Annotated in this window: 10 protein-coding genes and 1 pseudogene; 9 read left to right on the plus strand and 2 right to left on the minus strand. The window is 58.8% G+C overall.

The window, feature by feature from the left end:
• Window positions 1-278: 278 nt before the first annotated feature.
• The 4 genes from P3M64_RS03535 (at window position 279) to P3M64_RS03550 (ending at window position 4,905) form a co-directional block, all read left to right on the plus strand.
• Window positions 279-2,360 carry a bifunctional DedA family/phosphatase PAP2 family protein gene (locus P3M64_RS03535; RefSeq protein WP_132938064.1) on the plus strand — a complete coding sequence of 694 codons (2,082 nt, stop codon included), beginning with the start codon at window positions 279-281 and terminating at the stop codon, window positions 2,358-2,360.
• A 105-nt stretch (window positions 2,361-2,465) separates the two neighbouring features.
• Window positions 2,466-3,371 (plus strand): zinc ABC transporter substrate-binding protein, encoded by a 906-nt coding sequence (locus tag P3M64_RS03540; RefSeq protein WP_165886228.1) that lies wholly within the window; start codon window positions 2,466-2,468, stop codon window positions 3,369-3,371.
• Window positions 3,372-3,439: 68 nt separating this feature from the next.
• Complete coding sequence (gene hisI / locus P3M64_RS03545) at window positions 3,440-3,859, plus strand: phosphoribosyl-AMP cyclohydrolase (protein WP_132938062.1); 420 nt, start codon at window positions 3,440-3,442, stop codon at window positions 3,857-3,859.
• Window positions 3,856-4,905, plus strand: coding sequence for a CobW family GTP-binding protein (locus P3M64_RS03550; RefSeq protein WP_132938061.1), 1,050 nt, complete (start codon window positions 3,856-3,858; stop codon window positions 4,903-4,905). The genes hisI and P3M64_RS03550 overlap by 4 nt, the downstream gene beginning before the upstream one ends.
• An 81-nt stretch (window positions 4,906-4,986) precedes the next feature.
• Here P3M64_RS03550 and P3M64_RS03555 read toward each other — a convergent pair whose 3' ends face one another.
• The gene (locus tag P3M64_RS03555) at window positions 4,987-5,397 is read right to left on the minus strand and encodes a PilZ domain-containing protein (RefSeq protein ID WP_132938060.1); all 411 of its coding nucleotides are present in this window, start codon (window positions 5,395-5,397) and stop codon (window positions 4,987-4,989) included.
• Between the two features lie 516 nt (window positions 5,398-5,913).
• Between P3M64_RS03555 and modA the strand changes: the two are divergent.
• The 4 genes and pseudogenes from modA to P3M64_RS03575 all read left to right on the plus strand — a co-directional run.
• A pseudogene (gene modA, locus P3M64_RS03560) lies at window positions 5,914-6,501 on the plus strand (molybdate ABC transporter substrate-binding protein); the annotation flags it as partial.
• 156 nt (window positions 6,502-6,657) lie between these two features.
• Window positions 6,658-7,326, plus strand: a complete 669-nt coding sequence (modB, locus tag P3M64_RS03565; RefSeq protein ID WP_243644720.1) for a molybdate ABC transporter permease subunit — start codon at window positions 6,658-6,660, stop codon at window positions 7,324-7,326.
• A gap of 3 nt (window positions 7,327-7,329) precedes the next feature.
• Entirely contained in the window at window positions 7,330-8,439 is a 1,110-nt protein-coding gene (modC, locus tag P3M64_RS03570; protein WP_132938059.1) for a molybdenum ABC transporter ATP-binding protein, read from the plus strand.
• A gap of 287 nt (window positions 8,440-8,726) precedes the next feature.
• Window positions 8,727-10,055 (plus strand): S8 family serine peptidase, encoded by a 1,329-nt coding sequence (locus tag P3M64_RS03575; RefSeq protein ID WP_132938058.1) that lies wholly within the window; start codon window positions 8,727-8,729, stop codon window positions 10,053-10,055.
• Window positions 10,056-10,119: 64 nt separating this feature from the next.
• On the opposite strand, the gene P3M64_RS03580 is transcribed toward P3M64_RS03575, so the two are convergent.
• A complete protein-coding gene (locus tag P3M64_RS03580; protein ID WP_132938057.1) occupies window positions 10,120-10,920 on the minus strand; it encodes a sulfite exporter TauE/SafE family protein in 801 nt (266 codons plus the stop codon).
• 745 nt (window positions 10,921-11,665) lie between these two features.
• Here P3M64_RS03580 and ccoN point away from each other — a divergent pair.
• Window positions 11,666-13,105 (plus strand): cytochrome-c oxidase, cbb3-type subunit I, encoded by a 1,440-nt coding sequence (ccoN, locus tag P3M64_RS03585; protein WP_243644701.1) that lies wholly within the window; start codon window positions 11,666-11,668, stop codon window positions 13,103-13,105.
• The last annotated feature ends 12 nt before the right edge of the window (window positions 13,106-13,117 follow it).

A 13,117-nucleotide genomic window follows, 5' to 3' on the forward strand; every position in this document is an offset into this window, starting at 1 on the left:
ATGTTATAACATAACAAAATATTTTTCTTTTCAACTCTAATTTTTGGTTTTTGGCATTTCTCTCCGTCTACGTTTTCCCTCCCCCATGCGCGACTTCCACGGCGTCGGGCGGCGTGGCGCGCGCCGCTTGGCTAAAAAAGGACGATCGCCAAAAAATCGGCTCCGCCGTTATCTCCCGCATTGCCTAGAAAGGAATGGGATCGCATAGTGTCGGACGGTCGCGGCGTACGTAACGAAACGCGTCGCCATGCCCTTATCCCCATCGAAGAGTCTCTTGCATGAATTTATACATTCACCACCTTGTTTCCTGGGTCGGCGCACACCCCAACTGGTCCGGCCTCGTCGTCGTTTTGATCGCGTTTTCCGAATCGCTGGCGATTGTCGGTCTGATCGTCCCTGGAAGCGTCACCATGTTTGCGGTCGGCGCCCTGGTGGCGGCAGGGGCGCTAAACCTGTGGTCAACCTTGGCTTGGGCCGCCCTGGGCGCGGCCCTGGGCGACGGCGCGAGCTACTGGTTGGGGCACCGCTTCCACGAGCAAATTCGCGGGTGGTGGCCCTTCAGCCGTTATCCAGGCATTTTGCAGCGTGGCGAGGCTTTTTTCACCAAACATGGCGGAAAAAGCGTCCTGATGGGCCGCTTCGTCGGCCCCGTACGCCCGGTTATTCCCGTGGTCGCCGGCATGATGGGCATGGCGCCCGGACGGTTTTTCGTCGTCAATATTATCTCTGCCCTGGGCTGGGCGCCGGCCTACCTGATGCCCGGCGTCGTGTTCGGCGCATCCCTGGCGCTGGCCGGGCAAGTCGCCGGACGGCTGGCGGTGCTGCTCGGCGGAATTGTTCTCGTTACTTGGCTGCTCGTCTGGCTTGCACGCTTTTCCTATCGTCACCTTGTCGGTCACGCGCAAAGTTGGGGGGAACGCCTGCTTGCTTGGAGTAAGAACCATCCCCATGGATCGTGGCTGGTTTCCGGACTGGTCGATCCCGAACGCCCGGAATGGCGCTCGTTGCTGCTGTGGACGGCGATCCTCATCGGCGGTAGCTGGCTGTTTCTCGGCGTCGGCGAGGATGTCGTCAGTAGGGACCCCCTCGTATACGCCAACCAATCCATTTATCACGCCCTGCAGGGGCTTCGCACCCCATTGGGCGACCAAATCGTGATCGTCTTCAGCGCCCTGGGCGAACGCGCGGTGATCATCCCGGTGGTGTTGGGAATTTTGGCCTGGATGGTCTGGCGGCGCGCCTGGCGTGACGCCCTGTACTGGCTCGCCGCCGCCGGTTTTGGCGCCCTTATGGTAACCGCCCTCAAGATCGGTTTCGCCATCCCCCGCCCGACCCCGCTGTATTCCGGCTCCAGCGCCTACGCCTTCCCCAGCGCTCATACCGCCATGGTGACGGTCGTCTACGGTTTCGCGGCGGTCCTCAGCGCGCCGTTGCGCACGCCCAAGTGGCGTTGGGCGCCTTACGCCTTGGCGATGCTGATCATCGTCGCGGTCGCCTTTTCCCGCCTCTACCTAGGGGCCCATTGGTTAAGCGACGTCATCGGCGGCATGGGGCTGGGTGGAGCCTGGGTCGCCCTGTTGACAATTGCGCGGCGGCGCCATGGGGAACACACCCCCCGCCTAAAGGGCCTCGGCGTCCTCGCCCTGATCTTGGTCGTGGTTAGCGGCGCATGGTATATTCGTGGGAATTTTAACACCGATCTCAAACGCTATGCCGCCCATGTCCCCGTTCGCGAACTTCCCCTTCAAAAATGGTGGAATGGCGCCTGGCGACAACTTCCGACCCATCGCATCGACATGGCCGGATTCTTCGAGCAGCCCTTAAACCTGCAATGGGCGGGGAAACTGGACCGCCTTTCGGCCCTTTTACAGCAACGTGGCTGGCGTCCCGCCACGCCGCTTTCCGTGGCCTCGGCCCTAAGTTGGGTTCGCCCGCGACCCACTCTCGAAATGCTGCCCGTCCTACCGCAAGTTCACGACGGAACCCAAGAACGTCTGTTGTTGGTCAAACCCACCGCAGACGGAAAACACCGCTTAATTTTACGTGTATGGCGCAGCAACGCCCGGATAGCACCCACCGGCCCCCTCCTTTGGCTGGGCAGCGTCGCACGCCAAAAGGTGGTGTCGCTTCCCCTGATCACGTATGCCGGTCAAAGCCCGGGCGGCGCGCTTCCTCTTGACACGCTGGCGCAAGATCTCGCCCAAAAGTCGGGCGAGGTCGCCATTCGCCGCGTCACCTTCACCGCACGCGACGCCATAGACAAAGCCGACGGTCGGGCGACGGCGACGCCTATCATTTGCCTTATAGCGACGCCAACCCTGTACCTAACATCCCCCGCAACCCCTCCCGCAAAAAAGTGACCCCCGATGACAGCAAAAACACCCCAATGTAGCGCCCTCTTCCGGAACGGTTTCGAATTCGCACGAAAAACAGCGTTGCTCCTCGGTTTTTTTATAGGCGGGACGTTGCTTTTTCAAACCGCCGCCCTGGGCGGCGGTATTACGGGGAAAAACGGCCCTGCGGTCGCGGTCAGCCTGCCGCCGATCGATTCACTGGTTCAGGGCGTAATGGACGGGGTCGGCGTACCCACCTTGCTGATGGCCTCGGGAGGTTCGCCTCACGCGCAATCCCTTCGCCCGTCGCAAGTCCGCGCAATCGCCAACGCCGATCTCGTGTTCTGGGTCGGCCCGGCGATGGAAACCTTTTTGGACCGCCCGATGGCCACCTTGCCCCCGGCGCGCATCGTCACCTTGATGGACAGCCCGGAAATCCACCTTTTACCGTCACGCACCAGCAATGCCCACGGCGTTAAGGCGGTGGCGCCCGAATTCGATCACGATCACGATCACGGCGCCTACGATCCACACATCTGGCTTTCCCCCGAAAACGCCCGCGCCGTCGTCGCCGTCGCGGCCCGCCGCCTAAGCGCGATCGACCCCAAACACAGCGCCATCTATCATAAAAACGCGGCGGCGCTGGACCTGCGCCTAAACGCCTTGCAGCAGGACATCCAGGCCGCGGTCCGCCCCTTGCGCGGGCGCGCCTTCGTCGTTCAGCATGACGCCTATCATTACTTCGAGGCGGCCTTCGGACTACAATCGACAGCATATATCAGCACCCTGCCCGAACGCCGTCCCAGCGCCCGGCACATCGCCGACGTCATCGCTCTGATCAAGGAAAAAAAGGCCGCCTGCCTGTTTAGCGAGCCCCAGTTCGACCCCGCCCAAGCGCGCGCCATCGCCCAGGAAACCGGCGTGCGCCTGGCTCAGTTGGATCCCATCGGAGCCACGATCAAACCCGGAAAAAGCTTCTACTTTGAATTGATGGAACGATTGAAGCATGATTTCGTCTCCTGCCTGGGGCGCCGTTGAGCGCACCCAAGACAAAGCGCGGATAAAGTCCCGCCGTGCATGCACGGCAATGACGAGGAACAATAAAGATGCCGACCACCGTCCCCGCCGAAACCACGACCATCGTGCTTGACGCCTTGTCGTTCAACGACGCGGGGCTTATTCCCGCGATCGCCCAACAACATGACAGCGGCGAGGTTCTAATGATGGCGTGGATGAACCGCGACGCCGTCAGGGAAACCCTCGAAACCGGACGGGTTTGCTATTTTTCCCGCTCCAAGGGGCGACTGTGGCGCAAGGGCGAACAATCGGGACAAATCCAAAATTTGATCGAGCTGCGTTGGGATTGCGATGCCGACACCCTGTTGCTGATGGTCGATCAAAAAGGGGTGGCGTGCCACACCGGACGGCGCAATTGCTTCTTCAACGCCGTGCGCGAGGGAAAACCTTCGGTGATCGCCGATGTCGCGGTCTCTCCCGATATTTTATACGGCGGCGGCCCTGAATGAGCGGGGACACGTCGCCGCGCGAACCCATCCCGGTAAGCATTCTAACCGGGTTTTTGGGGAGCGGCAAAACGACCCTCCTGAACGCCATTTTAAAAGACCCCGCGATGGCCGACGCCGCCGTCCTGATCAATGAATTCGGAGAAATCGGCATCGATCATATTTTGGTCGAGCGCCTGAGCGAAGATATCGTCTTGCTGAACGCCGGGTGTATTTGCTGCTCGGTTCGCGGCGACATGGTATCGTCGTTACGCGACTTGTTCGCCAAGCGCGCCGCGAAAGAGGTCCCGCCCTTCCAGCGCCTGTTCCTGGAAACTACGGGCCTCGCCGACCCCGCCCCGATCGTTCATACCTTGATGACCGACCCCTTCACCGCTCGCCATTATCGCCTCGACGGGATCGTTTGCACGCTGGATTGCGTTTTGGGCCTGCGCCAACTGCGCGATCACGGCGAGGCTGTCAAACAAATCGCCCTAGCCGACCGCATCGTGCTGACCAAAAACGACCTGGCCGGTTCCGAGGCGCGGGCTCGACTGACGGCCCACGCGCACACCATCAACCCCGCCGTCCCAATGATTTGCGCGGACCACGGGCGCCTCGCCGTGAGCGAGATTATCGACGCCGGATTATTTCGGGGCGAAGGGGCATGCCCTGACCTTCTCCCCTGGCTCAACACGCAAGCCTATGGAAGTGACGCGCCAATCCGCACCCACGGCTTCGAAGCGACGCGCGAACACGCGCACGATCATCATATTCGATCTTTCGTAATCGACGTGGACTTTCCCCTCCCCTGGGAAAGCTTGATGGTCTGGTTCGACATGATCCTGGCCACGCAGGGCGATCGCATTCTTCGGCTCAAGGGGATATTAAACGTTCGTGGAGAAACGCGCCCGATCGCCATTCACGGCGTCCAGCATGTTTTTCATCCGCCCGCGCCCCTCGCCTGCTGGCCCAAGGACGACCCGCGCACGTCGCGTCTTGTCTTTATCACCCAAAATCTGAGCCGACAGGCCCTCGAAGACACGTTCCACGCCTTCGTCCGTCCGTGAGAAACGTCCGGCCTCGCGAAGAAAGGCGCCCAAAACATAAGGACGCGAAATATAAGAGAGTGAGATCGATCTTGCGGCGCCCTAGCCCGTCTGCGCAAGCGCGCCGCGCCCGGTCTCCCCGGCGTCATCGCGGGCGCGCAGGACGTCGCCCAACAGCGTGTAGGCGCTGTCGTCGAGGTCGAGGTAGGTTATCGCAAGGTGACGCTTGTTCGGCTGGACCTTATCCGCTTCGCACCGAACGACGCGGGCGCGGATATGTACCGAAAGCAGGGATTTTTCATCGTTTCCGATCGCATCGACGCTAAACAAGGCCCCGGCGGTCAACCGTCCGCCATAGCCGTCGATTAACATCCCCCCCATGCTCCAGTTCACCGTCCGGTAGGTTTCGCCATCAATCCGCACGACGATAAAAGGGGTATCGACACGGGCGTGGGCGCGATGTTCGAGGCCCGAAGGCTTCTTTTCGGCGTCGGCGAAAGGGGAACGCGACATAGCGGGAGAACCTTAGCGATCAAATTTATACGAACCTCCGGCATAGGATACGTCAAATACACATGAAAAGATGTGACTCCCGTCACAGCATACCCTCGCCCGCTCGCGCGCTATTCCAACGGCGCGCGCACCCTAGTGGTTTGAGTTTAACATTTGAGTCCGATGCAATTGGACACAAATGTGTGAAGAAATCAAACTGCAACAAAAAGATAGATAGTGGTCGGCCCGATGGTTCGCGGGAGCGAAACGTCGGAGTCGATCCACTAGAGTCAGGACCTATTCATCTGGGACTGAAATACGGTTCATATATGACACACGGAAAAAGAGTCCTGGAAAAATCGTTATGTTTGATGGTATATAGCGATATGTGTTTTTCTTGGGGGATATGCCGTGAATTCAAGTATTTCGATCGTGCTGGCCTTCTTAGTGTCGGCGGCTTGTGGAATTTATGCCGCCCCCGCCGTGGCGCAGGCGCAGGCGCAGGCGCAGAAAATAACCGTCATGACGGCATCGAGCATGAGCCCGGCAATCGGCGAAATTTCCAAGATATTTCAACGCGAAACCGGCATCGACGCCATTGTCGTCCCGGCGTCGAGTTCCGCACTCGCGCGCCAAATCATCGAGGGCGCGCCGGCCGACGTCTTCATTTCAGCCAATGCCGACTGGATGAACCGACTGGATGACAAGGGCCTGATCATCCCCGGAACGCGCAAGACGATCGCTTCGAACAGTTTAGTCCTGGCGGCGCCGACGACCCTGAAAGACCCCGTGCGCCTCGACGCTCTGAAAGCCACTTTGAAAGGACGACCTCTGATCGTCGGCGATCCCGATCATGTTCCACTGGGACGCTACACCCGCGAAGCGCTGCAATCGATGGGGGTGTGGCGAACCCTCGGCGAACAAACCGCACGCGCCGCCAATGCGCGCACCGCCCTGGCCCAGGTCGAACGGGGGGGGACGGTCGGCATTTTGTATCGCAGCGACGCCTTATCCAGCCCTCTGGTGCGCATCATCGCCACGTTGCCGGCCGACAGCCACAAGCCGATCGCCTATCTGGCCGGCGTGGTGCGTGCGCCGGGCGCCCACGATGGCGCCGATGCGCGACGTTTCCTCGCTTTTCTAAGCAGCCCCGCCGCAAGCCGCGTTTTCGCCGCCCATGGCTTCCTTCCCGCCGCCACGAGCACCGATAAGCAAACGGCCGCCGCGACCGCGGCCAAGACCGCGACCGCCTCGGGATCATGGGCGCTCAGCGCCCTCGAAGTGGAAGCCCTAACCCTGAGCCTCAAAGTCGCGTTTTGGGCCGTCCTCATCAGCCTTCCCCTCGCCATTCTCGTGGCCTGGGTCCTCGCGCGGCGAATATTTCCGGGCAAGACGCTGCTCAACGCCATCGTCCACCTTCCGCTGATCCTGCCGCCTGTCGTGGTCGGCTACTTGCTGTTGGTTTCCTTGTCAACCCAAGGATGGTTGGGCGCATGGCTGCACGATACGTTATCCATCACCATCGCCTTCACTTGGAAAGGCGCCGCGGTGGCGTCGGGCGTGATGGCGTTTCCCCTGATGGTGCGCACCATTCGTCTCGCCATCGAGGCGATCCCCGCGGGCCTCGAACAGGCCGCGCGAACCCTGGGCGCGCACCCCGGTAGGGTGTTCGCCACGATCACCCTGCCGCTCGCCATTCCGGGTATTTTAAGCGGCGTCGTCTTGGCGTTCGCCCGTTCACTCGGAGAGTTCGGCGCGACCATTACCTTCGTTTCGAATATTCCCGGTCAAACGCGGACGATCCCCCTTGCTCTGTACAGTCTAATCCAACAGCCCGGCGGTGAAAGCGCCGCCGCCCGCCTTGTCGTGCTATCGATTATCCTAGCCATCGCGGCGTTGATCGCCTCGGAAATTCTGGCGCGCAAAATTTCACACCGACTGGAGGGGTGAGCCATGCTCAACGTCGATATCGAAAGCCGCCAGGGCGATTTTACGCTTAACGCCCAATTTTCCATCCCCCAGGGGATTACCGCCGTCTTCGGGCGGTCGGGCGCGGGAAAAACCACCCTCATCAACATCCTGAGCGGGCTAAGCCGCCCAGACCGAGGGCGCATCGTGCTTGGAGAGCGTGTCGTTTTCGATAGCGCATCCAGAGTTTACCTGCCCCCGGAACGCAGAGACATCGGCTATGTCTTTCAGGATGCGCGGCTTTTTCCACACCTAAACGTTCGCCATAACCTCACCTATGGCATATCGCGCCTGAGCAAAAACGCACGGGGCGGAAGTTTCGATAAAATCGTCGCCCTGCTCGATATCGAAACTCTGCTCGCACGGATGCCCGCGCGCCTATCCGGGGGAGAACGCCAACGGGTCGCCATTGGCCGAGCCCTGCTGTCCAATCCGAAGGTGCTGTTGATGGACGAGCCCCTGGCGGCGCTGGACGGCGCGCGCAAGAACGAAATTCTTCCCTTCATCGAACGCCTGCACGGGGAAACCGGGATTCCCATCGTCTATGTGTCGCACGCCATAGAAGAGGTCATCCGCCTCGCCGATACGCTGATTTTGCTTTCCGATGGACGGGTGCGCGCGTCCGGTCCTCTCGAAGACATCATGAATCGTCTCGATTTACACCCGCTGACCGGTCGTTACGAAGCCGGCGCGGTGCTGTCGGCGCGCGTCGGCGAGACCCACCGATCGTTCAAATTAACGCAACTCCTGTTTCCCGGCGGTGCGTTGAGCGTCCCCGAACTTGCCGTGGCGGAAGGAACGGCGATCCGCACCCGCATTCGCGCGCGGGATGTCGCCCTGGCCCTAACCCCCCCCAAAGACACCAGCATCCTTAATATTTTTCGTGGGAAAATCATCGAAATTCGCGAAAGCGAAAATGCACAGGTCGATGTTCTCCTCGACATCGGCGCACCCTTAATCGCTAGAATCAGTCGGAAATCGGCCCATGGCCTCCAGATCGAAACGGGTAAAACCGTCTACGCGATGATCAAGGCCATCGCGATCGATCGCGGAAGCCTGAGCGGCATCGGCGCCACCGTGCACAGGGATGCCTAAGGGCTCAAAAAAACACGAACGCCACGTTGAAATGGACACCGTCGCAACCACGGATCATTATTGAATTCGGACATGCGGCCCGGACGCCTGCCGGAAACGGGACCCACGGCGCGGGGGCGGCGTATCTTCCCTAGTGGTTTGAGTTTAACATTTGAGTCCGATGCAATTGGACACAAATGTGTGAAGAAATCAAACTGCAACAAAAAGATAGATAGTGGTCGGCCCGATGGTTCGCGGGAGCGAAACGTCGGAGTCGATCCACTAGCCTCAGGAAACGATGATCGCCCATGAATAAGTTGATTTTCTACGCTGTCGTACTGCTCGCGATCACCTTGGGCATTTGGGTGACGATCACGTATCATGATTTTTTTGTATCTTATCTCTCTTCCCAAACGACGTCGTCCTCCAGCACCCAACGGAAAGCGCCGCTCGGCATCGGCGCGCCAGGAAACGTCGGCCCGGCCATAGCCGAGCGCAAACAACGGCAATCCCCCTTCGGCACGACCAACCCTTGGGCGGCGGCCCCCGAAAAACAAAGAAAAAAGGGGCAAATCGTCGTCAGCGATCCACCGGCTCAATTCGAGGATCAGGCACGTCTCCTGGGGTTTAAGATTATTGAAACCGTACGACTAAAATCCCTGGGTATGCGCATTCTTCGGCTGCGTATACCCAGGGGTAGCACCATTACCCAGGCCATCGGCGCATTGCGCACGCACATGCCGGGCCTCGACATCGACGCCAACCACACCTTCGATCCTTCGTCCGACGACACGCCGGTCGCCGCGCCGCCGCGGCCCGCCTACTCCAGCGCCCGCGCCCTCGCCGGATGGCAAAACGTCGCCGCCAATTGCGGCAAGGGGATCCGCATCGGAATAATCGATTCGGGCGTCGATCTTCTCCACCCGGCACTGAAAAACAGCCATATCGTCACCCAGTCGTTTCACACCCCTCGGCACAAGCCGGGACAGCGCGGGCACGGTACCGCCGTCGCCGCCGAAATCGTCGGTTCCGCCAAATGGGGTGGTCTGTTGCCCGGCGCCACACTTTACGCCGCGAATATGTTCGAGGTTAACGAAAACGGCGGCGAAACCGGCAGTGTCGTCGGACTCGCGAAATCGCTGGATTGGATGGCCCAAGAACATCTTCAAGTGGTAAATCTATCGATCGCCGGCGCCGACAATCGCATCGTGCGCAAGGTCATCGCCCGCAGCGCGGCGCAGGGCATGATTTTGGTCGCCGCCGCGGGCAATTGGGGCCCCCGGTCCAAGCCCGCCTATCCCGCCGCTTATGACGACGTCATCGCCGTCACGGCGACCGCCGGCGAGGGCGCCATATACTTCCATGCCAATCAAGGCGACTACATTGAGTTTTCCGAGCCGGGCGTCGGCCTTTGGACCGCCGTTCCCGGAGGTGGAAAAACACAAAGCGGAACATCGTTCGCCGCGCCGATGGTTACCGTTCTTGCGGCCTTGAAGGCGCACCGCGACGGCGTCCAGGCCAACACCGAAGCCGTTCGCGCCTTTTTACGCAAATACGCACACGACCTCGGCCGCCCCGGGCGCGATCCGGTTTTCGGCTGGGGCTTGACCAATATCTTACCTTACTGCGCGCCCTGAGGCTCAAGCGGTATCGGCGTAAGAGGCGGCAGACCACGACGACGAGATGGAATGCATCCGCCTCCTAAAACGCCATTCGCCATGCCAAGTAAAAAAGAAACCCCGCATTAAAAGCCATGAGCAAGGGTGCGACGGTTGAGCTGAATATCCGCCACCGGTTAACCGCAACCCGTCCCGCGAACCCGATCAAAAGAAGCATCGGCACGGTTCCCAAGGCGAACGCGCCCATCATGAACGCCCCGGCCAGCCAATTCCCCGTGCTGGCCGCCGCCGACAGCGCCCCGTAGAGCAACCCACAAGGCAACAACCCTAGAAAAACCCCCAGCAGGTAGCCGCGAATACCGATTGGGCGTATAAACAACGGCTTAACCCCCTTGGCGATCAAGCGGGCTATAGGCCCCTCGCCCCCATTTTCCGTCTTAGCGCCCCCCTGAACGCCAAAGCGGGGGAGAATCCAATGAAGGTTTAGGCTCTTCAAGGCGTAGCCGAGGAAAAAAAGACCCGCGAAAGCCAAAAAAATGGCGCCGAGCTCACCATAATCGCTCAGGCGAACGACACCTCCCGACAGGAAGGCGACGGCCGCGCCCAAAATTGCGTAAGTTGTCATTCGCCCTAAATGATAGGGGATCAAAGCCCCCCCGCTCAGGCGATGAAATTCAGTCATAGACGACGCCGGAACCCCCTCCAAGCGGGAGGATACTTGCGAGACCACGAAAGGTCCGCACATCCCCGCGCAGTGCGTGGCGCTACCGGCCAAACCGGCGACGAACAACGTGCCTATCGCCGCGCCGTGTTGAGAGACCACTACCTTGCACTCGGACAAACCCGAGGCGAGGATATTGGCCAGCATATACTCTTGGCTCATAACAATACCTTTACGCGAGACAATATCTTTACCCGAGAGAGGGCGACTGCGTCGGTGCTTCTTGCCTGTGGTTTCTTTAGGAAAATAACGCCCGCGCCTCAACAAGCCATTTCCCGAGGCAGGGGTCATAAAACGGGAATGACGCAGATTTCTCCCCGCGCCCCGCTACATATTACGGTTCTTAAAAATCAATGTAACGGAATAAAAGTCAAGCTTGGCATTTTATACTTATTAATTACAAGAATTAGTATAATCTGTGCACGCTTTCCGATATTTAAATTGATTCCATATCCCCCTCACGGCGATTCTCAAGGGCCCTTTTTTTTCATTATCCTAACTCCGAAGCGGCTCCCTACCTTTGAACCATAATAGGTACATATTCCCCCAATACCCGAGCGGTATTATCTTTTTTTGGTGTATTTTCCAAGCGTTTTCATAGGCCTTGCCGCCGAATACACCTTAGGGTGCGCCAGGGTGATTTCACATCTAATTATCATAAATTTAATATTTAGCTTGCCCCCCACCTTAAAATCATTTTCTTTTGCGTATTGAGGGCAATGTGTTTTAAACATTACGAAATTTTCTTTCCGTCAATGTGAAAGCTTCAGAGTTTGCAAAAACTCAGGGTGAGGCGAGGGTTTGGCGGGGGGTGTCGTAATGCACGCACAGCTTTCGCTGTATGTTTTAAGTCCAGGCGATCGGGGAGCATTCAATGAACACGAGCGCTACTGCAGGAACGGCCGCAATGGCCCCTGCGTATCAAGAAGAGACGATTAAGAAATTTATAGTCGCTTCGGCCTTTTGGGGAATCGTCGGTTTTTCCGTCGGCGTATATATCGCCTTCCAAATGGCCTTTCCGGCCTTGAATTTGGGTTTGGAGTGGACGACCTTCGGTCGCCTCCGCCCGGTTCACACATCGGCCGTTATTTTCGCCTTCGGCGGGAACATCTTGTTGGGTTCGTCATTTTACGTCGTCCAACGGACCTGCCGAACGACGTTGTTTGGCGGCGAGGGCGCCGCGAAATTTGTTTTCTGGGGATATCAGCTGTTCATCGTCCTGGCGGCGTCGGGATACGTGATGGGCATTACCCAAGGCAAAGAATACGCCGAGCCCGAATGGTACACCGATCTATGGTTGACCGTCGTTTGGGTCGCCTATTTAGTGATTTTCGTAGGAACGATCGTCAAACGCAAGGAACCGCATATTTATGTTGCGAACTGGTTCTATCTGGCGTTCATCCTGACCATCGCGGTGCTGCACATCGGCAACAATCTCGCCCTGCCCGTCTCGTGGACCGGCACCAAAAGCTATATCATCTGGTCCGGCGTTCAAGACGCCATGATACAATGGTGGTACGGACACAATGCGGTCGGGTTTTTCCTGACTGCCGGCTTCCTGGCGATGATGTATTACTTTATCCCCAAGCAGGCGGAACGTCCCATCTACTCCTATCGTCTGTCAGTGGTGCATTTTTGGGCCATCTCCTTCCTTTATATCTGGGCCGGGCCCCATCACCTGCATTACACCGCGCTTCCCGATTGGACGCAAACCCTCGGCATGACGTTCTCGATCATGCTGTGGATGCCGTCTTGGGGGGGGATGATCAACGGACTGATGACCCTTTCGGGCGCCTGGGACAAACTGCGCACCGACCCCGTCCTGCGCTTTTTGGTGACCGCCGTCGGTTTCTACGGCATGTCCACCTTCGAGGGTCCGGTCATGTCGATCAAGGCGGTGAACTCCTTAAGCCACTATACTTACTGGACCATCGGGCACGTCCATTCCGGCGCCTTGGGCTGGAATGCGATGATCACCTTCGGCGTCTTGTACTACATGGTGCCCCGTCTGTGGAAACGCAGTCAGCTTTATTCCCTGCGTCTGGTCACTTGGCACTACTGGATCGCCAGCATCGGCATCGTGCTGTACATCACGTCGATGTGGATCGCCGGAATTATGCAGGGGTTGATGTGGCGCGCCTACGATCAACTCGGATTCTTACAGTATTCCTTCATCGAAACCGTTTCCGCGATGCACCCCTATTTGGTCATTCGCGGCACCGGTGGCGTCTTCTTCCTCCTTGGGGCTCTGATCATGGTCTACAACCTGATTAAAACCGTCAATGGCGATGTTCGCGACGAAAAACCGATCGTCCAACGTCAACCCATAGCCGGCGTTGCCGGTTAACGACGAAGGAGG

Source organism: Varunaivibrio sulfuroxidans (assembly GCF_029318635.1).
Lineage (GTDB): Bacteria > Pseudomonadota > Alphaproteobacteria > Rhodospirillales > Magnetovibrionaceae > Varunaivibrio > Varunaivibrio sulfuroxidans.